Raw genomic sequence first — 26,718 nt, 5'->3', positions numbered from 1 at the left:
AGACCCTTTCAGTGGATCTGTGGATAACTTCGCGATTGGATCGTTTATCCACAGGCCTAGCCGCGGTAGACGGCCACCGTTCTAGGCTCTGGAGCATGACGATAACCCTCACGGTGGTGCACGCCCCCGGTGCGGTTGCCCCTGACCGCTGGGCGAAGCTTCGTCAGCGAGCACCAGGCGACTGGGCTCATGAAGTGCGCCTGCGCACCGCAGCGACGGCCAGTCCGGCTGTCACCGGCGCCGCACTGGAAGAGGCTCTGCGTGAAGTCGTCGGCGATGGTGATCTGTGGCGCGCTTGGGTGGGAGATACCCCGTTGGCACAAATCGAAGCGGGAACCGACCTTCTCAGCACGGGTATGACCGTTGTGCTCAAACCCCGCATTTCCGAAGCGAAACCGGGGCCACCCACGCGCCGGCAAACCTCCGGCCTTCGGCTCTGCATAGATTCTGGTCCTGACGCCGGACGACTCCTGTCGCTGAGCCGCGGACGATACGTCCTGGGACGAGGGCAGGCCGATGTACGGATCGCCGATCCCGCACTGTCACGCCGGCATGCCCGGATAGACGTGGAACGCGAGCGAGTTCTCCTCCACGACACTCAAGGCAGCCGGACCTTCAGCCTCGGGGCCCCTCAGTCCATGGGTAACACTCGTGTGGACCTTGTGCGGAGCACACTCCGCCGTGCCGCTGAGATCTCATGGCCAGTGCCGCCCGCACAGGTCGAGGAGAGACCGCCTGAGACACGTCACAGGAGCATGTTGATGATGGCGCTCCTTCCGCTTGCGGTAGGAATCGTACTGGTCGCTGTGACAGGCATGTGGTTCTTCCTCCTCTTCAGCGCAGCAGGAGCCCTGATGGCTACCGCGTTCGCCATACATGGCCGACTCCAGCGACGTCGCTATCGGCAAGCTCTCAGATCGGCGGCCCAACAGTGGGCCGCCGTGGTTGACGCAGCTCTGCCATCCCCCGGCGCTCTGGCACGTTGGATCCAGCAGAGAACCGGGACCCCGCTGGTGCCCAGAGGAGACCACAGTAGGGAACCTCGACATCCCACGGTGCGGATAGGGACCGCCCTGGTTCCCGCTGAGCTTGCGCACCCCACTGAAGCAAGCCCTCCACCTCAGGACGAACAGCGAGTGACTGTGCCCCTGGCCTGCGAGCTACGGGCGGGTGAACACACCGTCATCACTGGACCTCTGTCCTCCCTTCAGGGATTGGTGCGGTGGATCGTGCTTCAGATGGTTGCCAATCAGCATCCCGTGAGAATCATTACCCCCGACGCCGCGACGGCGACTGCAGTGCGTGATCACCCCTCCGTCGAGTTCGTTTCGCCAGAACGATTGGAAGCGTGGGCCGCTGAAGTAGTCTCCGGTAGGGAGCTCGGAGCGTCGGCTGCCGTCAGCAGCACTCCCCTCGGGATACTGCTCAGTGCCGAACCCCTCCCATGCCACGTGGCGGAGCGTCTCACCGCTTCCGGCTGGCACGTCGTCAGCCCTGAGCGCTCCCATCACGACATCGACGTTCCCGGGTGGAACGTCCACTTGTCCTCGGAGCACCCCTCTTCAGGCTCTGCTGCTCCCCGGTCCGTGGTGTCCTCATCCATGGAACACGCTTCGCATCTGCGTCCTGACGGCATCTCTCAAAAGACTCTCGCAGCGCTCGCGCGAAGAAGCCTGCAGGGGATATCAGGCACGCCCGGCACCATGCCCGATCAGTGCATAGAAACCGTGCGCGCAGAATTCAGCGAAAGCGCTCACCTGCAGCTCATTTCCGGACTCGGCCGCGACGAGCGGGGACCCGTTGTCCTTGATCTCGTGGAGGATGGGCCGCACATCCTCGTGGCTGGAACCACGGGCGCGGGGAAGTCCGAGCTACTCAAAACGCTGCTGCTCTCTTTAGCGTCTCGTTACGGTCCGCGCGAGGTTAATCTGTTGCTATTCGATTTCAAGGGAGGCGCGACTTTTCGCAATATCGCAACTCTGGAGCACTCACTCGGGCTGGTGACTGACCTCTCCCAAGCCCAGGTCGAGCGCACCTTGGAAGGGCTGCGCAGCGAACTGATGAGGAGGGAAAGGCTCTTCCTGGAGGCCGATGCCGGAGACTACAGCGAGTATCGCCTCCGCTGCCCCGACTTCCCTCTGGCCCGTATCGTTGTGGCGCTGGACGAGTTTCGCATCTTCTCCCACGAGCTCCCAGAGACCATGGACGAGCTGATGCGGCTGGCCACGCTGGGACGCTCCTTGGGCATTCACCTGGTCCTCGCGACCCAGCGCCCTCAGGGGGTAGTCACTGCCGATATGAAGGCCAATATCGGAAGTATCATCGCGCTGCGCCTTCGCAGCGAAGACGAGTCCAGGGAGCTGCTGGGAACGCCCAGTGCTGCTCTCCTCTCCCGCCGCCAGCCCGGGCGGGCCTTTCTGCGCCGTCCCGGCGAAGCCGCAATGGAGTTCCAGGCAGCACAGCTGGCGGCCGTCGGCGCTCGGAGCGTCCGCCTCATCCCCGCGGTTCTGCCGTGGACACATCTGCAAAGTCCCGGCCCTTCTGAGTCAGAGGTGGTGGACCTCCTGCGACAGGAACTGACTGCGCGGCAGCTTTTCCGAAATCAGACTCCTCTGCTTCCTCCCCTTCCGCAGCACCTGACACCGGGCGACCGCCTCACTTCGGAGACGCTGTCCGGCATTTTGCTTGGACGCGTAGACGACCCCTCTCAGCAGGAACAGCGTGATGTGGTCCTCGAGCCTCGGAGCACGCCTCGTTCGATTGCCCTCATCGGGGAGCCGACGGCCGGTGGCGAGGAAGCTCTGCTCGGTTGGGCCCAACAGTTGGCTGAATCCCCCGATCGTGTCGACCTCTATCTCCTGGACGGCAGCAGGTCACTTGCTTCCCTGAGCGCCCACCCGCGCGTAGGCGCCTGGCTGACCCCCGACGACGACCGCGAGGCCGAATACCTCCTGGCGCGACTCCGTGAAGACATCCTCCGGAGCTCACTTCAGGGGGCGGATGTGACGGTGCCCCGGGTGCTCGTGGTGTCAGGGAACTCTCACTGGCACACGTTGGCACAGTCGCTGAGGACCTTTGAGCAGGACCTGAGCACGCTGGTTGCTGAAGGACCGGCGGCCGGACTTTCTGTTCTCCTCGCCGGCGGGCGGGAGCTCGCCCTGGGGAAACTCGCGGCCCGTATTCCCCAACGGATCTATCTGCCGTTCGGAGCGGACGAAGACACCAGGTACCTGTGGCCGCCTTTGCGCAGTACTGAGATGGTCCCAAGCCGCGGCGTTCTGCTCTCACCCCGTACGCCCTCTCCCGGGCTCTGCGTGCAACTGGTAAACCGTCACTCCACAGCGCAAGGGACAGCCCGCCCCCAGGGGCAAGGCCCTCCTCCAGAGCTGACAGTTCGGACGCTGCCTGAACGACTGGGCCTCACGGGATTGCTGAAACCGGAACCCGTGGGCCCCGAGACGCTGACCATCGGTGTGCAGCAGCTCACCGGTGCTCCTGCGCAGCTGCGACTCGGGCGGGTTTGTCTCATACTGGGCACTTCAGGTACCGGCAAGACCACAGCCTTAATGCTCCTCGCCACTCAGCTGCAGCGTGCCGGGGTCGCTACCGCCGGCATCTTCGGCCGCGGCACCCAGTCCCAGCTCGCCAGCCTCGCGCCGCTGGATCAGGAGCACATGAGCAGCGACGTCGTCGTCCTTGTCGATGACGCAGACCGCTGCGGGACTGACCAGCAGCAGATGATCCAGCAGGCGATCGCCACCGGGGCCTCCGTCGTGGCAACGGCCCAGCCTAACGCGGCCCTGTTCAGCCATCTCACCTGGGCACATCCGGCCCGCACTGCGGGCGAGCACTTAATTCTCAGCCCCACTCAGCGCAGCCATGCCGATGCCTTCGCCGCGGTGATCCCTGTGCTCCAGCGTCCCGTACCGGGTCGCGCTGTCCATTTGCGCCCCGAAGGACCACGGATCGTGCAACTCGCGGACCCCACGATCTAGAACTCCAGAGCTCAGAAACCCACTCACCGGAGACCAAATTCATGGAGTTTCAGCCGGTGTCCAGCAAATGCCAGGCACTGTCTGAGACTCGGTGCGTACACCTAGAGACTATGACCACTACAAAGCGCACTGCACCCGCTCTGCTGTCCGTCACTGCTGCCGCCGCGCTGGCCCTGAGCGCCTGCGCACCGGAGAACACCACCGATCAGGACCAGAACGACCAGGCCAACGACACCGACGCCCAGACGGAGACTGGTACCGACACCACCCCCACCGACGACGCTGCGGAAGACACCCCGGGCGCCGCTGATGAGACTCCGGCCGATGACCAGACTGACGAGGCAACCACCGACGAGCCCACGGATGAGGCTACCGACGACGCCACCGATGACCCCCAGGCTGGCGGTGAGCACCACGTTTACCAGGCCATCGAGGCCGCCCTCGAGGAGTACCCCGACGGTGTGATCACTGAGTTCCAGGACAACACCGACGACGACGGTTACGTCGAGATCTTCGTCTACGACGGCGAGACCGAGTGGGAGCTGGAGGTGGACTCCGAGTCCTTCCAGATCATCGACACTGAAGACGACGGCATCGACGATGACGACCGCGAGAAGGCCGAGGCCGTGGAGATCGAGATTGCTGAAGCCATCCAGACGGCCGAGGATGAGGCCGGCGCCGAGCCCTACCAGGGCGAGCTGGACACCGAAGACGGCACCGTGGTCTGGGAGATCGAGCTGACCAACGGCACCGAGGTCTACGTTGACGTGGCCACCGGCGACGTCGTCAAGGTCGACTCCTAAGGGAGCCTCCCCTTTCGGTCCTCTGACCGGGACGATATATCACCAGCACAGGGTCCGCGGGATAGACTGAATCAGTTCAGTCCCCGCGGGCCCTGTTGCGTGTGACGCGCAGCCCGAGTGGGCACTGCAGACCTGTAGAAGCACACGAGAGGAGCGGGATCGGCGTGACCGCGGAGGACAGCAGCACTTCTTCCCAGCAGCGCAGCCGTGACCTCACTGGCTTCTCCCCCAAGGCTAAAGCGTGGCGCTCCTTCTTCGAGACCAGCGCCATCATCAGCGACCGTATGGAGAAACGCCTTCAGGCGACTACCGGGCTGAAGCTCAGCGACTACAACCTTTTGCTCATTCTGGCCGAGGCGCCCGGCAAGCAGCTGCGCATGGGTGAACTCGCCGAGCGGATGGTCTTCTCTCCCTCACGGCTCTCCTACCAGGTGAAGTCCCTAGCCGGCCGCGGACTTCTGGAACGGTGCATGGACCCCCACGACAAACGCGGCATGACCGCATGCCTCACGGAGGAGGGTTCCACCGTCTTCGCCGCAGCCTCCAAAGTCCACGCTCAGCACATCCGTCAGCTGTTCCATCCCGCCCTGGACGACGCACAGGCCGTGCAGCTGCGCCAGATCTGCGAGGCGATCTACCACACTGTCACCACCGCCGACGAGCCCTGCTGAGCCGCGCCGCGTCACGCGGCGCGAATGATCTCCACGGAATCCGCGCGTTCGCGCAGCACCGGCACATCGGCCAGGGACGCCTGCACCGCAGCCAGTGCTAGACGCTGGTCCACGTCCTCCAGGCCATCGTCGAAAACCACACCCAGCGCTACTTCAGGACCGCTGCCGCCGCCCACCACTCGCGCGCCGTGGGCATCCGCGGTGACGATTCCGCGGCTGGGCTGCAGCAGCAGCTGCGCCACCCCGGGGCACTGTTCGGGAACCTCTGAAAGCGCCCGGGCCACCTCATGATCCGCGTAGGCAGGAGTCCAGGTGCGCCCCTGAGCGAGTGCCTCTACCGCCGGGCGGCGAATGACGAAGGTGAACTCAGCGCCGGGATCAAGCACCGCCAGCTCCGCGCCTTCGGCCAAAGCGGCGAGCATAATGCGCTCAGCTTCGGCGGCCACCGGACGCGCCTCCGGATGCCAGGCAGTCAGCGCCTCCACCGAGGAGAACACCGGCATGGCCCGGCGGCCGTCGGAGGCGGCGAGACTCACCAGGGAGATATCGGCTTCCTTATCGCCTACCTCGGCGTGATCCTCATGGGTCTGCCCGCCGCCCAGACTGGCGATCACCGGAGCGAAGAGCCGCAGCCCGGGCAGGGTGTTGACCACCGCAGTCTCGTCGGCTTCTCCCGCCCTCAGCTGCGCCAGAATCCCCTGCAGCGCGGGCGGCGCGAGGCCGTCGTCGCCGTCGAAGGTGTGCAGCGGGTTGCCCTCACCGGAAAGGTCCCGCCCCTCCCAGGGCACACCGGCAGAGTCAGCCGGCTGCCCGTCGGGGCTACGCTGCTGACTCTGTAGCAGAGCCGTGATGTGTGCGGGAAGTTCCTTGCTCACCGAACTGATGCTCGTGACGTGTTCAGGCGGACTGCGCCGCGACTTTCAGGGCCTCAGGCAGAGTGAACTTCTCAGCGTAGAGCGCCTTGCCCATGATGGCGCCTTCCACCCCGGTGGAGACCATCTGAGCCAGGGCCGCGACGTCGTCCAGGGACGAGATTCCGCCGGAAGCCACCACGGGCTTCTGCGTTTTGGCGCAGACCTGGGCCAGCAGCTCGGTGTTGGGGCCGCGCAGGGTGCCGTCCTTGGTCACATCCGTCACCACGTAGCGGGGGCAGCCGGCGTCCTCCAGGCGCTGCAGCACCTCCCAGAGGTTGCCACCCTCCTGGGTCCAGCCGCGAGCAGCCAGGGTCTCCCCGCGCACGTCCAGACCAACCGCGATGGCCTCACCGTGACGTTCGATGGCACGAGCGGTCCATTCCGGATCCTCAAGCGCCGCGGTGCCCAGATTCACGCGGGTCGCTCCGAACTCCAGCGCTCGTTCGAGGGACTCGTCGTCGCGAATCCCCCCGGAGAGCTCGATCTTGATGCCGATCTCCTTGACCACTCGGGCCAGCACGTCCCTGTTGTGGCCGCGGCCGAACGCGGCATCGAGGTCCACCAGGTGGATCCACTCGGCGCCCTGCTCCTGCCATGTCAGTGCCGCTTCCAGGGGATCGCCGTAGCCGGTCTCAGAACCAGCCTCGCCCTGGACGAGTCGGACGGCCTGTCCGTCGGCCACGTCGACGGCGGGCAGCAGCTCGAGGGCAGGGACAGTGGGGGTGCTCATAGGTACGGTGTTCTCTTTCGTCGATTACAGGCTGGTGATCCAGTTGCGCAGCAGCTGCATGCCGGCGTCGCCGGACTTTTCTGGGTGGAACTGAGTGGCCGACAGCGGACCGTTCTCCACGGCAGCGATGAAGTCAGCACCGTGGTGGGCCCACGTGACCTTGGGCGCGGCCATGGAGTCGATGGTCTGGTCAAAATCCCAGGACTGCACGGCGTAGGAGTGCACAAAGTAGAAGCGCTCATCGTGTAGGCCCTGGAACAGCACGCTGTCCTGTGGAGCTCGCACCGTGTTCCATCCCATATGAGGGACCGTGACGTTTTCCGGTAGCGCGGTGACCTCGCCGGGCCACTCCCCCATGCCGTCGGCGGCGATACCGTGCTCCACGCCACGCTCGAAGAGAATCTGGTGGCCCACGCAGATGCCCAGCACGGGACGTCCACCGGCTATGCGACGGCCGATCCATCGGGGGGCGTCATTGGCTTTGAGGGCCTCCATCACCGCGGCGAAGGCGCCCACTCCGGGCACCACAAGACCGTCGGCGTTGAGGATGGTCTCCGTGTCTGAGGTCAGCTCCACCTCGGCGCCGGCGCGTTCGATGGCACGAACCGCCGAGTGAACGTTTCCGGACCCGTAGTCGAGGACTGCGACGGTGGGCTTGCTCCCGGATGCTGCGCTCACAGGGCTCCCTTCGTGGACGGGATGTCGTCAGTGCGCGGATCAGATTCGACGGCTTCACGCAGTGCTCTGGCAAAGGCCTTGAACTGGGCTTCGACGATGTGGTGGGGGTCGCGACCGCCCAGCACTCGCATGTGCAGACAGATGCCGGAGTGGTAGGTGATGGCTTCGAAGACGTGGCGGGTCATGGACCCGGTGAAGTGGCCGCCGATGAGGTGGTACTGCTGTCCCTCGGGCTCGCCGCTGTGGACTAGGTAGGGTCGGCCCGAGACGTCGACGACGGCGTGAGCCAGCGCCTCGTCCAGGGGCACGGTGGCCTCTCCGAAACGGCGGATGCCGCGCTTATCGCCCAGGGCGGTCCGCAGGACCTCGCCGATGACGATCGCGGTGTCCTCGACGGTGTGGTGCACATCGATGTGGGTGTCGCCCTGGGCCTGAATATCGAGGTCGATCAGCGAGTGCTTGGACAGGGCCGTGAGCATGTGGTCGAAGAAGGGCACTGTGGTGCTGATGGTGGAGGCACCAGTGCCGTCGAGGTCCATGCGGACTTTCACTCGGGACTCGCTGGTGGCTCTCTCCATCTGCGCGATGCGCCCGGAAATCAGTTCTGCTCCCATAGATTCTCCAGTCTATCCCTTGTGATTCTGCGCCCCGGCGCGCTGTGTCTGAAGGTGACGGCGCAGGGATTCGAGAAATGCGGTTGTCTCTTCCTCTGTCCCCGCGGTGACTCGCAGGTGGCCCTCGATGCCGACGTCGCGGATAAGAATGCCGTCAGCCAGCAGGTGCTCCCACGCAGCTTTCTTGTCCACTAACCCTCCGAAGAAGACAAAGTTGGCGTCTGAGGGCGCCGGGGTCAGACCCAGCCGGCGCAGCTCGGTGACAATCCGATCCCGTTGGAGCTTGATCTTCTCGACGTTGGCCATCAGCGTCTCGGAGTGATCCAGTGCGGCACAGGCGGTGGCCTGCGTGACAGCAGAGAGATGGTACGGCAGACGCACCAGACGCAGCGCATCGGTGACCTCAGGAGCAGCGGCAAGGTACCCCAGTCGGCCGCCCGCCAACGCGAAGGCCTTGCTCATAGTACGGGTGACGATCAGACGCGGTCGGCCCGGCAGCATCTGCAGTGCGGACGGAGTGCCCGGCTGGCGGAACTCGCCATAGGCCTCGTCGACGATCACCATGGTCTGACTTTCACGGGCAGCCTCATAGGCCGCTTCGACGACGTCGAGCCCCAACGCGGTTCCCGTGGGATTGTTGGGCGAACACAGGATCACCACATGCGGGCGGTGCTGGCGGATCTGGTCCGCCACATCCTGGGGGTCCTGGGTGAAGTCAGGGCTGCGTGTGCCGGCGATGTACTCGCTGTAGATCCCGCGTGCATAGAGCGGATACATGGAGTATGTCGGAGGGAAGGACATGACGGTGCGCCCGGGGCCGGCGAAGGCCTGCAGAATGTGCTGCATGACTTCGTTGGAGCCATTCCCGGCCCATATGTGATCAGCGGTCAGGTCCGCGCTCGCCCCGTCGGAAACAAGATCACGGTTCAGGTACTCAGCCAGTTTCTGACGCAGGAGAGTGAATTCTCGATCGGGGTACCGGTTCAGGGTTGCCGAGGCACGCCTGACCTCCTTGGTGATCGCGTCCACCACGTCTTCGGGGACGTCATACGTGGTCTCGTTGACGTTGAGCATCGCCTTAACGTTCAGCTGCGGTGCTCCATAGGGATGCTGGCCTCGAAGCTCGTCCCGCAGCGGCAACGCTGCCAGTCGCTTGGCTGCGTCTTCTTCTGCCGTCGTCGTGTCGGTGCTGGCGGAATCCTGATCTGTCACTCAGCCAGTCTACGCGGCACTCAACAGCGCTCGGCTGGTCTTGGCTGAGGTGCTCAGAGCGTGAGACATCAGTCAACAGGAACGTGGATGACCTGTCCCGGCTGGAGGGTGGATGAGTCGAGGTCATTGAGTTCGGCGATGTGAGTCATCAGGGTCTGGATGTCCTCCTGGGACTCTGCCGAGGCGGCGATGGACCACAGCGTGTCACCAGGCACAACGGTCACCTGCTGGGCCTCGACACCCCCAACAGGATCGGCGGAGGCTTCGACCTGGTTCACCATGGCGGTCGCAAGAAACATGGCACCGGCCAGCAGGGTCAGGACTGCGAGGACGGTGGGCACGCCGAGCAGAAGAAGGCGGCCCCGGCGGGTGAGCGCGATGGTGTTCATGGTGTTTCCTCCAAGCATTCGAACTCTTGTTCTATTTTTAGCACACATGTTCGAATCACTTCAACGACACTCGTACATATCTATGGAAGACGTCTACGATTTCGAGTAGCCTGAGCTCAGTGTTCGAAGTGAGCTTCGATGTTGCTCCACCAGTTAATCGAGAGGGTCTGACATGGCATCTGACACGGCAGCACGTGGAGAGAAGGCAGCGCCCGCCCAGACGGCCCCACCGCTGACGGACAGACAGCGGCAGATCGTGGACATCATTCAGAAGTCCCTTTCCGAGCGCAGCTATCCGCCCTCCATGCGCGAGATCGGTGACGCCTGCGGCTTGGCTTCGCTGTCTTCCGTCACGCACCAGCTGGCGCGCCTTCAGCAGCTGGGATACCTCAGCCGCGTTCCCGGCAAGCCCCGAGCCATGGAGGTCATCAGGGACTCCAGCGGCCGACTCCTCGCTCCTCAGCCCGAAGAAGTCTCCACTCCTCAGCCCTCGCCGGTAGAGGAGTCCCCGGTGGTGGACTTGCAGGCCTACCGGGCCGATGCCGATTCCCGCGTCGCCGAGATTCCGGTGGTGGGCCGCATCGCCGCCGGCGGCCCGATCCTTGCCGAGCAGAACGTGGAAGATGTCATGGCCCTGCCGCGGCAGCTCACCGGTGAAGGTGAGCTGTTCATGCTTCAGGTGCGCGGTGATTCCATGATCGAAGCTGGAATCTTCGAAGACGACTGGGTGGTAGTGCGCCGCCAGATGGACGCCGACAACGGGGACATCGTGGCAGCGCTTCTCGACGAGGAGGCCACCGTCAAGACCCTCAAGCGTCGGGACGGCCACCAGTGGCTGCTCCCCCAGAACCGTATGTACGAGCCGATTCTTGGCGATGACGCCACCATCATGGGCAAGGTCGTCACCGTTCTGCGGTCACTGAGTTAGTTCCGCGGGCGGGGAAACCCCGCCATGCTCTCGGCAAGCTCACGCTCGCCATCACGCCTGAAGAGTAAGTTCCGCGGGCGGGGAAACCCCGCCATGCTCTCGGCAAGCTCAGACCTGAGCCAGACGGGCGAGAGCGCCCCGGGCGACATCGCCCTTGGTGGTCGCCCAGAAGTCGGGCATCGACTTCTTCAAGAAGCTTCCGTAGCGCGCCGTGGCCAGGCGCGAGTCCAGGACCGCGAGAACACCACGGTCCTCGGCGGTGCGGATGAGACGGCCGGCCCCCTGTGCCAGACGAACGGCTGCATGCGCCGCCGAGACCTGCATGAAGCCGTTGCCGCCCGAGCGCGCAATCTCCTGGCTACGGGCGTTCGTCAGCGGATCATCAGGACGCGGGAACGGGATCCGGTCGATCGTGACCAAACGGCAGGACTGTCCCGGCACATCCACACCCTGCCAGAGGCTCATGGTGCCGAAGAGGCACGTCTCCTCGTCCTCAGCAAACTCACGGATGAGCGCGGACATGGTCGCATCCCCCTGGCACAGGATCGGCACCTCCACACGATCCCGAAGTGCCTCGGCGGCGGCTTCAGCGGCCCGGCGTGAGGAGAACAGCGACAGAGTGGCTCCTCCGGAGGCCTCGATCAGGCCGGCAAGCTCGTCGAACTGCGCCTGCTGGTTCTTCAAGGAGGGCGGAGGCAGATGCGCAGCCACGTACAGCATGCCCTGCGACGGGTAGTTGAACGGGCTGCCGACGTCGGCGGCATCCCACGCAGGGGCCTTCTCCCCCAGCAGGCCCAGCGAACCAGCCACCGGGTCAAAACTGTCCCCCACCGTCAGGGTGGCGGACGTCAGCACCACGGTCCTGTCGCCGAAGAGACCCTCACGGAGTCTTCCGGCCACGCTCGTGGGCGCCACATAGATGAGCGGCGGCTCGCTCGGATCTGCTTCACGGTATCCCTGCCCCGGAGTGAACGTACCCGGTCGGCTCAGCCAGATCACGTCAGGGGTCTGCGGGGACTCCACCATGCGGTTGGTTACGTCTAACACTGCCTGCAGGCGGGAGCGGGCAGTCGTTCGGCCGGGGTCTGATTCACCGTCCCCGGAAGGCTTGGAATCCGACAGTGCGGTGCGCGCGGCATCGCGAGCCATCTCCACGGCACTCGTCTGTTGAGCGTTCATGCCCCGCGGAAGCAGTCCCGACTCGACGCCGGCGAATGCGGCCTCCACGGCATTGGCAGCCGTCTGCAGCCGCTCCGTATTGATAGCGGTGTGCCGGTGCGCCGAAGCAGCGGCGGCACGGATCATCTGCGCCGAAAGCTGGGCGGTGACCGCAGAGGTCACCCGCTCAGCGAGTTCGTGGGCCTCATCGATGATGACGGCGTCGTGCTCGGGAAGCACGTCCAGCCCTTCGAAGGCGTCAATGGCGAGCATGGCGTGGTTAGTGACCACCACGTCAGCGTCCCCCGCCTGCTGGCGGGCAAGCTCCGAGAAACACTCCTCAGCCATGGGGCACTTCCGCGCGCCCAGGCAGTCCACAGCGTTGACCGAGACCTGGCGCCAGGCCTGGTCGGTCACGCCCTCGGGCAGATCATCCCGGTCGCCCGTCTCCGTCTCGTCGGCCCATTCGCGCAGCATGACCACTTCCTTGCCCAACCGCGAGGTCGGCTCGAAGGTGGTGACTCCGCCGCTGGGCTCCACCGCGGCCGCGAAGAGCACTTCCTGGTCGTGATCATCCTCCGGGAAGCCGCCGGCCAACTTCTGCTTGCACAGGTAGTTGGCCCGGCCCTTCACGAGGGCCACCTCGACGGGACGCTCCAGCTCCGGTTCCAGGGACTCCAGGAGGCGGGGAAGGTCCCGTCCCATGATCTGGGCCTGCAGGGCCAAGGTGGCGGTCGAGACGACGACGGGCCGGTCAGCCTGCACGGCGTGAGCGACCGCCGGCACCAGGTACGCCATGGACTTACCGGTACCGGTCCCCGCCTGGACGAGCAGATGCTTGCGCAGACTCAGCGCCGCGGCAACACGGCGGGTCATCTCGACCTGCCCGTCCCGGCGCGAGCCCCCGAAGGCCTCCACGGCGGTGCCGAGAAGCTTCTCAGCACGCTGGGCCGCAGGGTTGGTCAGGTGCACAGCATTCGACTCGGCGACAGCGGACACGCGTTCAGCTCTCCACCTGGTACTGAGCAAGCTCCGCGGCCAAAGACGGACGCACCTTCACCGACAGCCGCGTCCCCTCCTCCTCATAGGTGGTGCTGAGGATCTCGGCATCGGCGGCATGCAGTCGGGAGACCACCTCACCATCGGCGTAGGGCACCATCAGCTCCAGGGGAACGGACGGCCGCGGGATCGAGCTGCTGATGAGCTCCTTCAGCTCCTCGATGCCCTCGCCCGTGCGTGCCGAGACTACGGCGACGTGGGGCTCGCGACGCCGGATGCGCTCGATCACGTGAGATTCGGCGGCGTCTGCCTTGTTCAGCACGATGATCTCGTCCACCTGGTGGGCGTCGACTTCGGTGAGCACCTGGCGCACCGCGGCGATCTGTCCCTCAGGCTCGGGATGGGAGGCATCCACCACGTGCAGAATGAGATCGGCCTCGGCGACCTCCTCCAGGGTCGAGCGGAATGCCTCCACCAGCTGGGTCGGCAGCTGGCGGACGAAGCCCACTGTGTCGGAGAGGGTGTAGCCGATTCCGTCGGGGGTCACCGCCTTGCGGGTGGTGGGGTCCAGCGTGGCAAACAGGGCGTTCTCCACCAGCACTCCGGCGTCGGTGAGCCGGTTCAGCAGCGAGGACTTGCCCGCGTTGGTGTAGCCGCCAATGGCTACCGAGGGCACCGCGTTGCGCTTGCGGTTAGCCCGCTTCGCCTCGCGCGCGGGCTTCATGTTGGCGATGTCCCGGCGCAGTTTGGCCATTCGCTGGTTGATGCGACGACGGTCCAGCTCGATCTTGGTCTCCCCAGGTCCGCGGGATCCGATGCCTCCGCCGGCGGCGCCGACACGGCCACCGGCCTGTCGAGACAGGGACTCACCCCAGCCGCGCAGTCGCGGAAGCATGTACTCCATCTGGGCCAGCTCCACCTGGGCTTTACCCTCACGGGACTTGGCGTGCTGGGCGAAGATGTCGAGGATGAGGCCGGTGCGGTCGATGACCTTGACCTTGACGATGTCTTCGAGTCCACGACGCTGGGAAGGGGCCAGCTCCGAATCGACGACGACGGTATCGGCGCCCAGCTCAGCGACGGCCTCTTTGATCTCGACCGCCTTTCCCGAACCGAAGAATGTTCCCGGATCGGGTTTGGAGCGGCGCTGGATGAAGCCGTCGAGCACCGTGGAGCCGGCGGTCTCGGCCAGTGCAGCAAGCTCGCGTAGGGAGTACTCGGCCTCCGCGATGGTGCCCTCGGTCCACAGTCCGGCCAGCACCACGCGCTCCAGGCGCAGCTGCCGGTACTCCACCTCGGTGACGTCTTCGAGCTCGGTGGAAAGCCCCTCGACGCGGCGCAGAGAGCGGCGTTCGAAGAGGTCGTACTGCTCGCCGTCGTGCTCGGTGTGCTCCTCCGTCTCGGCCAGCTCACGAGCACGGTCGTCCAGTACCGAGCGGCGACGCTGCTCAGTACTGGTCAGGTGCGCGTCATCGGCAACGAACCTGGTGGTGCGACCGTTGGAGGACTTGTTGGCCTTGTCGGCCGCCAGGATGCGCTGGATGGTTGCATCAATGGATGAGGTCCCCTGCTCGGGGGTGTTCTCGGTGTGCGGGGTGTTGTTCTGTTCAGTCATAAAGCCTCATGAGCCCCAGGACAGACGTCAGGGGTTCGGGTAGTTCAACGGGATTCGGGCAGGTGCTCAACCGGCGCGTGAGATCTCACCGGGAGCGGGGGTCTTCAAAGAGTCAGCCGCGCAGACGGACGGGGCGACGATCGATACTGCGAATCCACATGGAGTCCATTATCGCATATCGAGGTCTCTGGCGGCAGGGGTGTGTACAGAGTGGTGGGGTGGACCGGAAGGGGCGTTGCAGCGCCCCGTTATACGATCAACGGGTGGCAGCAACGCATTATTTCTCTCCCGATCCGGATGCTCCGCTGGATCGCCGGCGCCTGCGCGTGGAACTGGCTGGCAGGAACGTGGACGTGACCACCGCGGGCGGTATCTTCTCCCCCGACGGCGTGGACAAGGGCACCGCGGTGCTGCTGCGGCACGTGCCTGATCCCGCCGAGACCGGCGATCTGCTCGACATCGGTTGCGGGTGGGGGCCCATGGCGCTCACCATGGCGATGCGCTCGCCCCGGGCCCGGGTCTGGGCCGTCGACGTCAATGAGCGCGCTCGCGTTCTATGTGCTGAGAACGCCAGCGCGCTGGGTCTGGACAACGTGATGGTCAGGGCGCCCGAAGATGTCCCGGACGATGTGCGCTTCACCACGATCTGGTCGAACCCGCCCATCCGCGTCGGCAAGGCCGTTCTGCATGAACTGCTGCAGCTGTGGCTGCCCCGCCTTGCCGACGACGCCGATGCCTGGCTTGTGGTCCAGAAGAATCTGGGCGCGGACTCGCTTCAGACCTGGTTGCGGTCGATGCTTGCCTCAGTCAGTGAGAGCTTCACGGTGGATCGGCCCGAGACGGAGAAGGGCTTTCGGCTCCTGCGCGTACAGCGCCGGGGCACCGCCACGGCCTGATCCTCAGACCAGCGTGCCGGTGTAGACCAGCACCGCCGGGCCCGCCAGCTCCACCTCTTCGGCGCCGTCTTCCCGGGGCGTGAATCGGACGGTGACCTCGCCGCCGGGCACCCCCACCCGCCACGTGTTCACGCCGTCTCCGGCGGCCCATACACGCACGGCAGCAGCAGCGGCGCAGGCGCCGGTTCCGCAGGAGAGTGTTTCTCCCACTCCGCGCTCGTGCACGCGCATCCGTACCCTGCCGACGCCGTTCTCGACCAGCGGCTCGGAGGGCACCACGAACTCGACGTTCGTCCCGTAGGGCGGCTGCGGGTCAACCTGAGGCGCCTGATGCAGATCCAGGGCCTGAAGGGTCGCCTCGTCCGGGAGTGCGACGACGGTGTGGGGGTTGCCCATGGAGATGCTGAGTGCAGGACGCGGATCTGTCAGGCCCCGGGCCTGAACAAGGGAGTCGCTGGCATTGGCCTGGGCAAGCTCCGGATCGATGAAGGACCATACCCCCATGCCGATGGCGTAGCCCTCTTGGACTGTACGCACCGTTTTGACGCCTGCGCGGGTGCCGATGGTCAGCTGCGCGCCGTCACCAAGCTCCGTCAGGCCCTCGGCGAGCAGGTAGTGGGCGAAGGCCCGCACTCCGTTTCCGCACATCTCAGCGATCGAACCATCGGAGTTGCGGTAGTCCATGAACCACAGGGGCTGATCGTCGGTGCTGCTGAGCCCACGCTCGCGCAGCAGAGCGGCGCCTTCACTCACGTGGTGAGCGGGGACGGCGCGGATCAGGCCGTCTGCGCCTACGCCCATGCGCCGGTCACAGACCGCCGCGACGAACTCTGCGTCAAGGTCCTGCTGGCCAGCGGCATCGGTGATCATCACGAAGTCGTTGCCGGTGGCGTGAGCTTTGGTGAACTGCATGTCCCTACTCAACCATGTTTTCGGCGCAGGACTTCCCCGGCCCGCTCAGCAAGGTTCTCACTAGGTGCCTCCAGCCAGCGTACGCGCGGGTCGGCGCGGAACCACGTGTCCTGTCGGCGCGCGAACTGGCGGGTGGCCACGGTCGTCTCCTCTGCCGCCTGATCCTCGCTCAGAGCACCGTCAAGCACGCGGAGGAACTGCTGATAGCCGATCGCGCGCGACGCCGTCCGCCCCTCCCGCAGGCCGCGGCGCTCCAGCATCCGGACCTCCTCAAGGAGGCCCAACTCCCGCATACGCGCCACGCGTTGGGCGATCCGCTCGTGCAGCACCGGACGCGGCACCATAAGCCCTAGCTGGACCACGGGCCCCACGCTCTCCTCATAGGTGCGGGTCGGCATGAAGGAGCTGAACGTGCGGCCAGTCAGGCGGATGACCTCCAGCGCGCGGATCAATCGCCGGTCGTCCTTAATCACCGCGGCTGATTCAGGATCGCGTTCGCGCAGCTCCTCCCGCAGAACGCCCGGGCCCTGCTCGGCCAGTCTGTTGCTCAGCTCGTTCCGAATTTTCGGGTCAGTCGGGGGAAAGTCGATCACGTCGATCGCGGCGCGCACGTACAACCCGGAGCCTCCCACCAGGATGGGTGTGCGCCCCCTGGCGCGAATCGCCGCCACGGCCTCTCGCGCCTGCTGCTGGTAGGCCGCGACAGAGGCCTCTTCCGTGGGGTCGAGGACGTCCAGCAGGTGATGGGGCACTCCCCGCATCTCCTCGGGCGTGACTTTTGCGGTGCCGATATCCATGCCGCGGTAGAGCTGCATGGAGTCGGCGTTGATGACCTCCCCGTGGAGCTGCTCGGCCAGTTCCACGGCAAGTCCGCTCTTGCCCGAGGCCGTGGGGCCGACGACGACAACGAGTGGGCGCTCCTCCTGCGCGTCCGGGCTCATCGGCGCAGGGTGGGCATACCGAGCGATACGGCGCCCGGCTTCTCTCCGGTGACCTGTGTGGTGCCGACCCCGCAGGAGTCTGCCTGCCACCGGTCCCAGGCGTCTCCGGCACGGGAGCGCCGCAGGCGGTACTCCTCGGCAGAGGCCGGATCGGAGAGCAGATGGTAACTGCCGGCCTGAGTGATGGGGACGGTGACAAAGTCACCGGGACGCGGCGTCTCCACACCGTCCGGCACGGAGAAGTGCACCAGCCGGTTATCCGGGGCACGCCCGGAGAGGCGTCCGGTCTCCGCACCTTTGGCGCCGGCGTCCGCCGTGACCAGGAGCTCCTGGATCGTGCCGACGAGCTTCTTGTTCTCCTCCGCGGTGATCCGGTTCTGCAGAGCGATGAGCCGCTCGAAGCGTTCCTGGACCACGGCCTTGGGAATCTGATTCTCCATCGTGGCGGCAGGTGTTCCCGGACGCGGGGAGTACTGGAACGTATAGGCGCTGGCGAAACGGGACTCCTCGACCACGCGCATTGTGTCCTCGAAATCGGCCTCCGTCTCCCCGGGGAAGCCCACAATGATGTCGGTGGTCACCGCGGAGTGCGGTATACGCTCGCGGACCTTGTCCAGAATGCCCAGGAACTTTCGTCCCCGGTAGGAGCGCCGCATGGCTTTGAGGATGGCATCCGAGCCCGATTGCAGGGGCATATGCAGCTGGGGCATCACGTTGGGGGTCTCGGCCATCGCGTCGATGACGTCATCGGTGAAGCTTGCAGGGTGCGGGCTGGTGAAGCGCACGCGCTCGAGTCCCTGGATCTGCCCACAGGCGCGCAGCAGCTTGGCGAATGCCTGGCGGTCACCGAACTCCACACCGTAGGTGTTGACGTTCTGTCCCAGAAGCGTCACCTCGACTGCACCGTCGTCCACGAGGGCCTGGACCTCGGCCAGGATCTCCCCCGGACGGCGGTCTCGCTCCTTGCCTCGCAAGGAGGGGACGATGCAGAAGGTGCACGTGTTGTTGCATCCTACGGAGATCGACACCCATCCCGAATGCACCGACTCCCGCTTGGTGGGGAGGGTGGAGGGGAAGGTCTCTAGGGCCTCCAGGATCTCGATGGAGGCCTCGGCGTTGTGGCGGGAACGCTCAAGCAGGGTGGGGAGGGAGCCGATATTGTGCGTGCCGAAGACCACGTCCACCCACGGTGCGCGCTCCAGCACGGTGTTCTGGTCCTTCTGCGCCAGGCAGCCGCCCACGGCAATCTGCATGCCGTGCTGCTCCTTGACCGGCTTGAGCTGGCCGAGGTGTCCGTAGAGGCGATTGTCGGCGTTTTCACGCACCGCGCAGGTGTTGAACACCACCAGATCCGGGGTAGTTCCTTCCTCAGCCGGGGCATAGCCGGCTTCCTCCAGGAGACCGGAGATCCTCTCTGAGTCATGCACATTCATCTGGCAGCCGAAGGTGCGCACTTCGTAGGTGCGGCTGCCTGCGGCAGCCTCAGGGCGGTCCAGAACGGTCTCAGTCATCACTCAACTTCGCAGAAAGACAGGGGCAACAATGCCCTGCAATTCTAGCCGCTGCGGGCCTCGAGCTCCTCACGCACCAGCTGGAAGGCCATACCGGGACTGTGCCCGCGACGAGCCAGCATGCCCACCAACCGTCGGGTGATCTTGTCGCGCTCTTTGCGATCCTCGGCACCGTTTCCCACGGGCACCGTCACTCCGCGCAGTTTGGTCTGAACCATCTCGCGCGCGGCGGCATGCTCATCCGCGGGGCTGATCTGCTCCAGGGCAGCGTCTGCGTGCTCGGCGCTGACCCCCTTGTCCTGCAGCTCCCGGCGCAGAGCCGCCGCACCCAGCCCCTTGATCTCGTGCCGCGTGCGGACCCAGGTTCGGGCAAACTCGGCGTCATTGACCAGATGGACCTCCTCCATCCGGTCCAAGACCTGCGCGATGACCGTCTCGCTGAACTCCTTCTCGCGCAGTGCCTCAGCCAGCTGGTGCCTGGATTTGGCGGAGCCGGTGAGCTTGCGCAGCACCACGGCCCGCGCCTTGGCGTACTGGTCCTCCGACGCCTGGGCAGTGTTGGCGTCAGACTCGTGGCGCTGGTCCGCCCGGGGCCCTGGCTCTTCACCTCCGTCGCCGGGGGCGAAGAGGTCGGATTCCAGCTCGCCGGCTTCCAGCTGAGCCAGGGACTCCCGCAGCTGCTCCAGGGTCTTCTGCTGGTCGTTCATGGTGCCAACAGATCAGGAGTCGACGGCTTTGAGCGCCGGGCCCTCATCCTCGGCGGGCTTGATGATGCCCAGCTTTTCCTTGATGCGGCGCTCAATCTCGTCGGCAAGGTCCGGGTTGTCTTTGAGGAACTGGCGGGCCTTTTCCTTGCCCTGCCCCAGCTGGTCCCCCTCGTAGGTGAACCATGCACCGGACTTCTTCACGAGTCCGTTCTCCACACCCATGTCGATGAGGCCGCCCTCGCGAGAGATGCCTTCGCCATAGAGGATGTCGAACTCGGCCTGCTTGAACGGAGGTGCCATCTTGTTCTTCACGATCTTGGCGCGCGTGCGGTTGCCGACGGCGTTGGTGCCCTCCTTGAGGGTTTCGATGCGCCGCACATCCACACGCACAGAGGCGTAGAACTTCAGGGCCTTACCGCCGGAGGTGGTCTCGGGGGAGCCGAAGAAGACGCCCACCTTTTCACGCAGCTGGTTGATGAAGATCGCGGTGGTCTTGGTCTGTGCCAGGCGTCCGGTGATCTTTCGCAGGGCCTGGGACATCAGGCGGGCCTGGAGGCCCACGTGGCTGTCACCCATCTCACCCTCGATCTCCGCACGAGGCACCAGGGCCGCCACGGAGTCAATGACCACGATGTCCAGCGACCCCGAGGAGACCAGCATGTCCATGATCTCCAGGGCCTGCTCACCCGTGTCCGGCTGAGAGACCAGTAGGGCGTCAGTGTCAACACCGAGCTTCTCTGCGTAGCTGGGGTCCAGGGCATGCTCGGCGTCGATGAACGCGGCAATGCCGCCGTTGCGCTGAGCGTTGGCGACCGCATGCAGGGCCACGGTGGTCTTACCGGAGGATTCGGGACCGTAGATCTCCACCACGCGGCCCCGCGGGAAGCCTCCGATGCCGAGCGCCACATCCATGGCGATGGAGGAGGTGGGGATGGCTTCGATGGGAGCCCGGGTTTCGTCCCCAAGCCGCATGACGGAGCCTTTGCCGTACTGCTTATCGATCTGGGCCAGGGCTGCCTCGAGGGCCTTCTGCCGATCCGGGCTGCTTGCCATGTTTCACCTCACGTTGTCGTCACGGTTGTCGCGGCCGTCGTTCCGGCTGCATGATCGAGACTAGAACCTGCCTCGGACATGACCCTGTGCCTCACCCGCAGTGGGCACATCCGGGCGTGCTGCACGCCGCGATCCTGCTCTGGGGAAGACTTTACCCGAGGAATCGAACACAGATTCGACCGGCGGGGGTGTGTCGTCCTCTCCCCCGGCGGGTTCCCGGGGCTCTAACCGCGCTTGATGGGCCGGTCGCGGCCGAACCGCCGCTCCTCCGGGACGTTCTGCTGGATGCACAGGGCTTCCCAGATCTCCCGGGGAGAGATTCCTGCCGCCAGGGCCTGCCGTGCCGTGAGCTGGAATCGGCTGATGACCAGCTCCCCCGCCAGCACGTGCGCATAAGTGGCGCCGAACTCGTCCTCCATCAGGGTCCAGAAACGCGATTCCCTCATGATGCGCTCCGCCTTTCCTGTCCTGCCGCGGATTCTTCGGCAAGCTCCTGGGATCCGTCCTCGCTGCGCGCGTGGCAGGCGAATCCCGTCTCGTCGTCGTAGGCCGCGTAGGTGCGGTTCAGCTTTGCCAGCAGACCCGAGAGCGTGGTGATCTCCTCTTCGCTCCAGGGCGCCAGCATCTGCAGATAGCGCTCGGCCCGGTCCGCCTGCGCGGTCTCCAGACGGTGCCTCCCCTCGACCGTCAGCGAGACCACTTGGGCCCTCCCGTCCTCGGGGTCTGTGGTCTTGGTGACGAAACCCCGGGCGGCCAGCGTGTTGAGCTGCCGCGAGAGGGTGGGCTTGCCGATGCCGAGGTGTCGGGCAATGAAGGTCATGCGGGAAGGGCCCGTGTGCTGCAGGGTGGCCAGCACGGAGTAGGACGCCGGCTCAATCTCCGGATCGATCTCACGGGCCAGCTGCAGGGCAGTGAATCGCCGCCGCACAAAGAGGCGGTTGAACTCCTGCTCCAGCTCTCGGACCCTGTCGCGCCGCTCCGGATTTTCCATGCACGCCAGTCTAGACGTCAGGCACAGACCCGCCGGCGGCGGGCCATTAGAAGTTGACCAGTTCCTCCTGGCCGAACTCGGCCTGGCCGTACTGCACCTGGAATTCGGTGGGCACGGTGTCGGGGACGGTCAGCCCCTCGGCAGAAGCAATGCGTTCGGCCACCTGGAACAGCATGGCGGCGAGGGGAACGTTCAGCGCCGTACAGATGGAGGCCAGCAGCTCCGAAGAGGCTTCCTTCTGGCCGCGCTCCACCTCGGAGAGGTATCCCAGGGAGACGCGGGCGTCGTGGGAGACGTCACGCAGGGTACGCCCCTCGGACTGGCGGATGCTGCGCAGCACGTCGCCGATCTCCTGGCGCAGGATCACGCCCTTGGACTCTTTGGTCTCGGCACCGGCTGCACCCTCTGCCTCGATGTCCTTCCAGCGGGTGACGCCGTTGACGGTGACAGGTTGTCTCACCATGGACTCATACTCCTCGAGCTAATGCTTGTCTTACCCTTGATCAACTGCCCAGACCCGTAGTTTGTTCCTCACTCTACTGCCTCGGGCAGTCCCGCGGGCTCGGTGAGGAGGAAATCTTCAATCAGCTTCAGGGCCCCTTCAACACTGGCCTGGCGTATTGCAGCCCTCATGTTGTCCACATCCTCCGTGGAGGGGCTGAGGTCCAGCAGGAGGGAACCTGTGAGCCAGCCCTGAGTCCCGTCGTCACTGTGGGGCTCAGCATGCTCCGGCAGGGAAAGGCTCAGGCGTTCAGCGACCTCGCCCCGGCACGCCAGTCCCAGATACACGGTGCCCACGTCCTTGCCCTGGTGCGGGGCCGGACCGGCCACTCCGGTGGTCGCGATCCCTAGGTCCGCGCCGAGGTGCTCAGCCGCGCCCTGGGCCATTGAGGCGGCGACGACGGGATCCACCGCGCCCTTCTCCTCCAGCAGCTCAGGTGAGACCGACAGCTGATTCTGCTTCACCTCGTTACAGTAGGCCACCACTCCCCCGAGCAGCACCGCGCTGGCGCCGGGGACGTCGGCGATGCGGGCTGCCAGGGAACCGGCGGTTAGGGATTCCGCGGTGACGAGGGTGATCCCGCGATGGGCGCACCGCTGGACGATCTCCACCGGGTCTGTGGTGCGTTCTGCGTGCTCGGCAACGTTTTCGGCGTCTCCTTCAACGGGCATAGGCCCCAGGGTAGCCCTGAAACCCTGATGTTCCCTTGAGCGGAATCCTTCAGCCGCGAGCCGCGCGGCGGATGCGCACCGCGTTGATGACGTAGTCCACACCCGAGATAAGGGTCACCGCCGCGGCCGCGAGCATGATCGCCAGCGCGGCCGGGTAGACGACGGAAGCCATGGTCGCCCCGAGAGCTCCGCCGAAGCCCAACAGCGGCAGCAGCATCAGCTGCAATCCGGCTGACTGAAGGACCGTCTTGAGCTTGCCGCCTCGGGAGGCGGGCATGACCTGAGTCCGGAGCATGACCATGCGGAGTACAGTGATGCCCAGCTCGCGCACGAGGATGACGATCGTCACCCACCACCACAGCTCGCCCAGCAGGGAGAGCATGATGAGCCCGGCGCCGATGAGCATCTTGTCCGCGATCGGGTCGGCGATCTTGCCGAAGTCGGTGACCAGATTGCGCGATCGTGCCAGATCGCCGTCGATCTTGTCGGTGATCATCGCGGCCGCGAACACGCCGGCGGCGGCCCAGCGCCAGCCCCCATGCTCCGCCTCAAGCCCGCCGAGGGTGACTCCACCGCTGAACGCGTCGGCGTCCAGCAGCAGGAACCACACGAAGACCGGCACCAGCGCAATGCGCAGCATGGTGAGCACGTTGGCGATGTTCAGCAGCGGCGCTTGGTCCTGGGTTGTCATACGGGTGACCTTACCGCCTGCTCATCGTCCGGTGAGCTGCCAGGCGTCTTCGCTGGATGTGGAATCGTCATGACCGTCGTAGTACTCGGTGGCCTGCGGCAGTGCCGCCGTCCGCTCCGCGAGGTCCCGCGCAATGAGATCCTGCGGGGAGGGCTCCTCGCTGCCTGCGCCGGCGTCGTCGTGCTGCTCTGCCAGCGGCACGGACTGGCCGGGCTCGTACTCCACGACCTCCTGCTGATAGGCCTCCGGCGCATCCTCGGAGGGCCCAGGGGTCTCCCCCTTGATCATGGACAGCACCTCGGCGAGATCCTCGGGCTGAACGAGGACGTCGCGAGCTTTGGAGCCTTCAGAGGGACCCACCACACCGCGGGACTCCATGAGGTCCATCAGGCGTCCGGCCTTGGCGAAGCCCACACGCAGTTTGCGCTGAAGCATGGAGGTCGAGCCGAACTGGGTGGTGACCACCAGCTCGGTGGCGGCCAGCAGCAGCTCGAGATCGTCTCCGATGTCCTCGTCGATCTCCTTCTTCTTGGCGCTCTCCTTGGGCACCACGTCATCACGGTACTGCGCCTTCAGCTGGGACTTCACATGGTCGACGACGGCGTGCACCTCGGACTCGTTGACCCAGGCGCCCTGGACACGCATGGGCTTGGACATGCCCATGGGCAGGAAGAGCGCGTCGCCCTGGCCCAGCAGCTTCTCCGCGCCCACCGAGTCCAGCACCACGCGGGAGTCGGTGGCCGAGGACGTGGCGAAGGCCATGCGGGAAGGCACGTTGGCCTTGATGAGGCCGGTGACCACGTTGACCGAGGGGCGCTGGGTGGCCAGCACCAGGTGAATGCCGGCCGCACGGGCCAGCTGGGTGATGCGCACGATGGAGTCCTCGACATCCCGAGGGGCGACCATCATGAGGTCGGCAAGCTCGTCGACGATGACCAGCAGGTAGGGGTAGGGACGCAGGACTCGCTTGGAGTCCGGCGGCAGCGTCACCTTGCCGGCGCGCACGGCTTTGTTGAAGTCGTCCACGTGCTTGTAGCCGAAGTGGGCGAGGTCGTCGTAGCGGTTGTCCATCTCCTTCACCACCCACTCCAGGGCCTCGGCGGCCTTCTTGGGATCGGTGATGATGGGGGTGATCAGGTGGGGAATGCCCTCATAGGCCGTCAGCTCCACGCGCTTGGGATCCACCATGACCATGCGCACCTCGTCGGGGGTGGAGCGCATGAGCACCGAGGTCACCATGGAGTTGATGAACGCGGACTTACCAGCGCCGGTGGCACCGGCAACGAGCAGGTGCGGCATCTTGGCGAGGTTGGCCACCACATAACCGCCCTCGACGTCCTTGCCGACGCCCATGACCATAGGATGCTCGGTCTTGCGCGCGGCGTTGGAGCGCAGCACGTCTCCGAGAGAGACCACTTCCTTGTCCCGGTTGGGGATCTCAATGCCGATCGCCGACTTGCCGGGGATGGGACTGAGGATGCGCACCTCGTTGGAGGCCACCGCGTAGGCGATGTTCTTCTCCAGGTTGGTGACCTTCTCGACCTTGGTGCCCGGAGCCAGTTCGATCTCGTAGCGGGTGACCGTAGGGCCGCGGGAGAAGCCGGTGACCTCGGCGTCGACCTTGAACTGCTGGAAGGTCGCGTCGAGGGCAGCGACGATCTCATTATTGGCCTCGGAGTGCTCCTTGGGCGGAGGACCCGCGGGCAACAGCGACTGATCCGGCAGCGTGTAGGTGACGTCGCCGGAGAGCTCCAGCTGCTCGCTGCGGGTGGGGAAATCGGTGGCAGGAGCAGGGGCCTCGGGCCGCGCAGTGGGCTTGGGCTTGGACACCGCCTGGGCACCGGCGCGCTGCTCGGCCTCCTCGGCATCGAAGACGCCGGCCTTGGCCTTGGCGGCCTTGATGGCCTTCTCCTGGGCGGTGAGGCGCTTCACGCCCGGCGGAGGGGTGGGCTCCTCCTCCTGGAAGACGGGGGTCTCGTAGGCGCCCTCGGTGCTGTCCTCCTGCGCGAAGGCGCGGGTGGGCTGGGTATGCGCGGGGCCTTCCGAGACGTCTCCGAACTGCTCGTCGTCGTAGGCCTCGTGGTCGTAGTCGTCGTGGTCCCGTCCGCTCAGGCCGGCGGACTCGGAAAGCCGGGCAAAGAATCCGGGACGCTCGCTGCCGGCGTCGTTTTTCTTGCGGCCCCGCTTCGGCTTGGAGGCCTTCGGGCGGGGTGCAGCGGCATCGTCGTGGTCCCCGGCGGCACCGCTGACGTCGTAATCGCGCTGCTGGGAGTGACCGCCCTCCGGCAGGTGCGGATCCTCCCGGTAGCGGGGCTCGGGGGCCTCGCCGATGATGTAGCTGCGGGCGACCGCAATGCGCTGCGGGATGCGGCGGACCGGGGTGTCGGTGAGCACCAGGATGCCGATGATCAGCACGGCCGAGAGGATGATCCACACGGGGTACGGAGTCACCAGTGAGGCCAGGGGCACAGCCACGAGGTATCCCACGATGCCCCCCGAGGTCAGCATGGACTCGAAGCCGCCGGTCTCCCCCGCCTCGAACATCTCGTTGATGGTGGGCAGGTCTGCGGCCAGCTGCGCCAGCCCCGAGGAGGAGGCGAGGATGATGGCCAGACCGGTGGCGACCCGGCCGTTGGCCTCATGTTCCTGCGGGGTGCGGAAGTAGCGGACGGCGGTGATGAACAGCACCAGGGGCAGAATCACCGAGGCCCAACCGAAGGTGCCAGCGGTGGAGCGGTGCAGCACCGCGGTCACCCAGTGGTCCCAGTTGGCGGCACCCCACCAGTCGACGACGGCGGTGATGATCGCCAGCAGGAAGAAGACCATACCGGCCGAGTCGCGCCGATCATCCGGGTGGATGACCGCCTGCCGGCCGATGCTGCGCACTGCGCTCGCGACCGGAGTGGCCAGAGCCATCCAGAGTCCGCGCAGCGCGGTGAGCAGCAGGTTCCCGCGTTCGGGCTCTGCTGCTTTCTTCGACGTCGTCGCGCGTGCCTTGGAAGAGGAAGTGGACTTCTTGCTCCCGGCGGCTCGCGAGGGGGAAGTACGTGTCGCCATAGGCGCTAACTTACCGGCAGTTCAGCACATGGGCCCGGATCGGCACACCTTGGCGGTCCTGACGTGCTCTGTCGAGTACG

The 26,718-nt window shown here is 65.7% G+C and carries 24 protein-coding genes; 5 read left to right on the top strand and 19 right to left on the bottom strand.

What is annotated here, in order from left to right; genetic code table 11:
* Positions 1-95: 95 nt before the first annotated feature.
* The 3 genes from RH857_RS05745 (at position 96) to RH857_RS05735 (ending at position 5,469) form a co-directional block, all read left to right on the top strand.
* Positions 96-3,995, top strand: a complete 3,900-nt coding sequence (locus RH857_RS05745) for an FtsK/SpoIIIE domain-containing protein (RefSeq protein WP_310537017.1) — start codon at positions 96-98, stop codon at positions 3,993-3,995.
* 110 nt (positions 3,996-4,105) lie between these two features.
* Positions 4,106-4,798, top strand: coding sequence for a PepSY domain-containing protein (locus RH857_RS05740; protein ID WP_310537016.1), 693 nt, complete (start codon positions 4,106-4,108; stop codon positions 4,796-4,798).
* Positions 4,799-4,962: 164 nt separating this feature from the next.
* Positions 4,963-5,469, top strand: a complete 507-nt coding sequence (locus tag RH857_RS05735) for a MarR family winged helix-turn-helix transcriptional regulator (protein WP_310537015.1) — start codon at positions 4,963-4,965, stop codon at positions 5,467-5,469.
* An 11-nt stretch (positions 5,470-5,480) separates the two neighbouring features.
* Here the strand turns inward: RH857_RS05735 and RH857_RS05730 are convergent, their stop codons facing one another.
* From RH857_RS05730 to RH857_RS05705, 6 genes are all read right to left on the bottom strand, one after another.
* The gene (locus tag RH857_RS05730; protein WP_310537014.1) at positions 5,481-6,344 is read right to left on the bottom strand and encodes an SseB family protein; all 864 of its coding nucleotides are present in this window, start codon (positions 6,342-6,344) and stop codon (positions 5,481-5,483) included.
* A 22-nt stretch (positions 6,345-6,366) separates the two neighbouring features.
* Positions 6,367-7,113 (bottom strand): bifunctional 1-(5-phosphoribosyl)-5-((5-phosphoribosylamino)methylideneamino)imidazole-4-carboxamide isomerase/phosphoribosylanthranilate isomerase PriA, encoded by a 747-nt coding sequence (gene priA, locus RH857_RS05725; RefSeq protein ID WP_310537013.1) that lies wholly within the window; start codon positions 7,111-7,113, stop codon positions 6,367-6,369.
* Between the two features lie 24 nt (positions 7,114-7,137).
* On the bottom strand, positions 7,138-7,791 hold the full coding sequence (gene hisH, locus RH857_RS05720; RefSeq protein WP_310537012.1) for an imidazole glycerol phosphate synthase subunit HisH: 654 nt from the start codon (positions 7,789-7,791) through the stop codon (positions 7,138-7,140).
* Positions 7,788-8,405, bottom strand: coding sequence for an imidazoleglycerol-phosphate dehydratase HisB (gene hisB / locus RH857_RS05715; RefSeq protein ID WP_310537011.1), 618 nt, complete (start codon positions 8,403-8,405; stop codon positions 7,788-7,790). Before hisB ends, hisH begins: the two co-directional genes overlap by 4 nt.
* Before the next feature lie 12 nt (positions 8,406-8,417).
* A complete protein-coding gene (locus tag RH857_RS05710; protein WP_310537010.1) occupies positions 8,418-9,617 on the bottom strand; it encodes a histidinol-phosphate transaminase in 1,200 nt (399 codons plus the stop codon).
* A gap of 68 nt (positions 9,618-9,685) precedes the next feature.
* Positions 9,686-10,006 carry a LysM peptidoglycan-binding domain-containing protein gene (locus RH857_RS05705; RefSeq protein WP_310537009.1) on the bottom strand — a complete coding sequence of 107 codons (321 nt, stop codon included), beginning with the start codon at positions 10,004-10,006 and terminating at the stop codon, positions 9,686-9,688.
* Positions 10,007-10,178: 172 nt separating this feature from the next.
* Here RH857_RS05705 and lexA point away from each other — a divergent pair, with 172 nt between their 5' ends.
* Positions 10,179-10,934 carry a transcriptional repressor LexA gene (gene lexA / locus RH857_RS05700; protein ID WP_310537008.1) on the top strand — a complete coding sequence of 252 codons (756 nt, stop codon included), beginning with the start codon at positions 10,179-10,181 and terminating at the stop codon, positions 10,932-10,934.
* Between the two features lie 108 nt (positions 10,935-11,042).
* On the opposite strand, the gene RH857_RS05695 is transcribed toward lexA, so the two are convergent.
* Together RH857_RS05695 and hflX are read right to left on the bottom strand one after the other, a co-directional pair.
* Complete coding sequence (locus tag RH857_RS05695; protein WP_310537053.1) at positions 11,043-13,064, bottom strand: ATP-dependent DNA helicase; 2,022 nt, start codon at positions 13,062-13,064, stop codon at positions 11,043-11,045.
* Between the two features lie 31 nt (positions 13,065-13,095).
* Positions 13,096-14,706: a GTPase HflX gene (gene hflX, locus RH857_RS05690; RefSeq protein WP_310537007.1), complete on the bottom strand. Its 1,611-nt coding sequence runs from the start codon at positions 14,704-14,706 to the stop codon at positions 13,096-13,098.
* A gap of 263 nt (positions 14,707-14,969) precedes the next feature.
* Here hflX and RH857_RS05685 point away from each other — a divergent pair, with 263 nt between their 5' ends.
* Positions 14,970-15,602, top strand: a complete 633-nt coding sequence (locus RH857_RS05685; protein WP_310537006.1) for a class I SAM-dependent methyltransferase — start codon at positions 14,970-14,972, stop codon at positions 15,600-15,602.
* A 3-nt stretch (positions 15,603-15,605) separates the two neighbouring features.
* Here RH857_RS05685 and dapF read toward each other — a convergent pair whose 3' ends face one another.
* The 11 genes from dapF to RH857_RS05630 all read right to left on the bottom strand — a co-directional run bounded on the left by dapF (position 15,606) and on the right by RH857_RS05630 (position 26,638).
* On the bottom strand, positions 15,606-16,514 hold the full coding sequence (dapF, locus tag RH857_RS05680; protein ID WP_310537005.1) for a diaminopimelate epimerase: 909 nt from the start codon (positions 16,512-16,514) through the stop codon (positions 15,606-15,608).
* 8 nt (positions 16,515-16,522) lie between these two features.
* A complete protein-coding gene (gene miaA / locus RH857_RS05675; RefSeq protein WP_310537004.1) occupies positions 16,523-17,455 on the bottom strand; it encodes a tRNA (adenosine(37)-N6)-dimethylallyltransferase MiaA in 933 nt (310 codons plus the stop codon).
* Positions 17,452-18,966 (bottom strand): tRNA (N6-isopentenyl adenosine(37)-C2)-methylthiotransferase MiaB, encoded by a 1,515-nt coding sequence (miaB, locus tag RH857_RS05670; protein WP_310537003.1) that lies wholly within the window; start codon positions 18,964-18,966, stop codon positions 17,452-17,454. Before miaB ends, miaA begins: the two co-directional genes overlap by 4 nt.
* A gap of 44 nt (positions 18,967-19,010) precedes the next feature.
* Positions 19,011-19,673, bottom strand: coding sequence for a regulatory protein RecX (locus RH857_RS05665; RefSeq protein WP_310537002.1), 663 nt, complete (start codon positions 19,671-19,673; stop codon positions 19,011-19,013).
* 12 nt (positions 19,674-19,685) lie between these two features.
* On the bottom strand, positions 19,686-20,726 hold the full coding sequence (gene recA / locus RH857_RS05660) for a recombinase RecA (RefSeq protein WP_310537001.1): 1,041 nt from the start codon (positions 20,724-20,726) through the stop codon (positions 19,686-19,688).
* 224 nt (positions 20,727-20,950) lie between these two features.
* On the bottom strand, positions 20,951-21,172 hold the full coding sequence (locus RH857_RS05655) for a DUF3046 domain-containing protein (protein WP_310537000.1): 222 nt from the start codon (positions 21,170-21,172) through the stop codon (positions 20,951-20,953).
* Entirely contained in the window at positions 21,169-21,717 is a 549-nt protein-coding gene (locus tag RH857_RS05650; RefSeq protein ID WP_310536999.1) for a MarR family winged helix-turn-helix transcriptional regulator, read from the bottom strand. Before RH857_RS05650 ends, RH857_RS05655 begins: the two co-directional genes overlap by 4 nt.
* A gap of 46 nt (positions 21,718-21,763) precedes the next feature.
* Positions 21,764-22,180, bottom strand: a complete 417-nt coding sequence (locus tag RH857_RS05645; protein WP_310536998.1) for a helix-turn-helix domain-containing protein — start codon at positions 22,178-22,180, stop codon at positions 21,764-21,766.
* 68 nt (positions 22,181-22,248) lie between these two features.
* Positions 22,249-22,890, bottom strand: a complete 642-nt coding sequence (locus RH857_RS05640) for a CinA family protein (RefSeq protein WP_310536997.1) — start codon at positions 22,888-22,890, stop codon at positions 22,249-22,251.
* 49 nt (positions 22,891-22,939) lie between these two features.
* Complete coding sequence (gene pgsA, locus RH857_RS05635; RefSeq protein WP_310536996.1) at positions 22,940-23,581, bottom strand: CDP-diacylglycerol--glycerol-3-phosphate 3-phosphatidyltransferase; 642 nt, start codon at positions 23,579-23,581, stop codon at positions 22,940-22,942.
* A gap of 21 nt (positions 23,582-23,602) precedes the next feature.
* Positions 23,603-26,638: an FtsK/SpoIIIE family DNA translocase gene (locus tag RH857_RS05630; protein WP_310536995.1), complete on the bottom strand. Its 3,036-nt coding sequence runs from the start codon at positions 26,636-26,638 to the stop codon at positions 23,603-23,605.
* Positions 26,639-26,718 lie beyond the last annotated feature (80 nt).

This window comes from Nesterenkonia flava (genome assembly GCF_031432335.1).
Lineage (GTDB): Bacteria > Actinomycetota > Actinomycetes > Actinomycetales > Micrococcaceae > Nesterenkonia > Nesterenkonia flava.
The sequence above is the reverse complement of the archived record's forward strand: the minus strand, read 5'-3'. Positions and strand labels throughout refer to the sequence as shown.

Excerpts from the sequence above, each read along its gene's own strand:
- RH857_RS05655 (WP_310537000.1), bottom strand. The coding sequence starts at position 21,172 with ATGAGGGAATCGCGTTTCTGGACCCTGATGGAGGACGAGTTCGGCGCC.
- RH857_RS05630 (WP_310536995.1), bottom strand. The coding sequence starts at position 26,638 with ATGGCGACACGTACTTCCCCCTCGCGAGCCGCCGGGAGCAAGAAGTCC.
- RH857_RS05650 (WP_310536999.1), bottom strand. The coding sequence starts at position 21,717 with ATGGAAAATCCGGAGCGGCGCGACAGGGTCCGAGAGCTGGAGCAGGAG.
- RH857_RS05740 (WP_310537016.1), top strand. The coding sequence starts at position 4,106 with ATGACCACTACAAAGCGCACTGCACCCGCTCTGCTGTCCGTCACTGCT.
- lexA (WP_310537008.1), top strand. The coding sequence starts at position 10,179 with ATGGCATCTGACACGGCAGCACGTGGAGAGAAGGCAGCGCCCGCCCAG.
- pgsA (WP_310536996.1), bottom strand. The coding sequence starts at position 23,581 with ATGACAACCCAGGACCAAGCGCCGCTGCTGAACATCGCCAACGTGCTC.
- priA (WP_310537013.1), bottom strand. The coding sequence starts at position 7,113 with ATGAGCACCCCCACTGTCCCTGCCCTCGAGCTGCTGCCCGCCGTCGAC.
- RH857_RS05705 (WP_310537009.1), bottom strand. The coding sequence starts at position 10,006 with ATGAACACCATCGCGCTCACCCGCCGGGGCCGCCTTCTTCTGCTCGGC.
- hflX (WP_310537007.1), bottom strand. The coding sequence starts at position 14,706 with ATGACTGAACAGAACAACACCCCGCACACCGAGAACACCCCCGAGCAG.
- miaB (WP_310537003.1), bottom strand. The coding sequence starts at position 18,966 with ATGACTGAGACCGTTCTGGACCGCCCTGAGGCTGCCGCAGGCAGCCGC.
- dapF (WP_310537005.1), bottom strand. The coding sequence starts at position 16,514 with ATGCAGTTCACCAAAGCTCACGCCACCGGCAACGACTTCGTGATGATC.
- recA (WP_310537001.1), bottom strand. The coding sequence starts at position 20,726 with ATGGCAAGCAGCCCGGATCGGCAGAAGGCCCTCGAGGCAGCCCTGGCC.
- RH857_RS05665 (WP_310537002.1), bottom strand. The coding sequence starts at position 19,673 with ATGAACGACCAGCAGAAGACCCTGGAGCAGCTGCGGGAGTCCCTGGCT.
- RH857_RS05640 (WP_310536997.1), bottom strand. The coding sequence starts at position 22,890 with ATGCCCGTTGAAGGAGACGCCGAAAACGTTGCCGAGCACGCAGAACGC.
- miaA (WP_310537004.1), bottom strand. The coding sequence starts at position 17,455 with ATGAGCCCGGACGCGCAGGAGGAGCGCCCACTCGTTGTCGTCGTCGGC.
- hisB (WP_310537011.1), bottom strand. The coding sequence starts at position 8,405 with ATGGGAGCAGAACTGATTTCCGGGCGCATCGCGCAGATGGAGAGAGCC.
- RH857_RS05745 (WP_310537017.1), top strand. The coding sequence starts at position 96 with ATGACGATAACCCTCACGGTGGTGCACGCCCCCGGTGCGGTTGCCCCT.
- RH857_RS05645 (WP_310536998.1), bottom strand. The coding sequence starts at position 22,180 with ATGGTGAGACAACCTGTCACCGTCAACGGCGTCACCCGCTGGAAGGAC.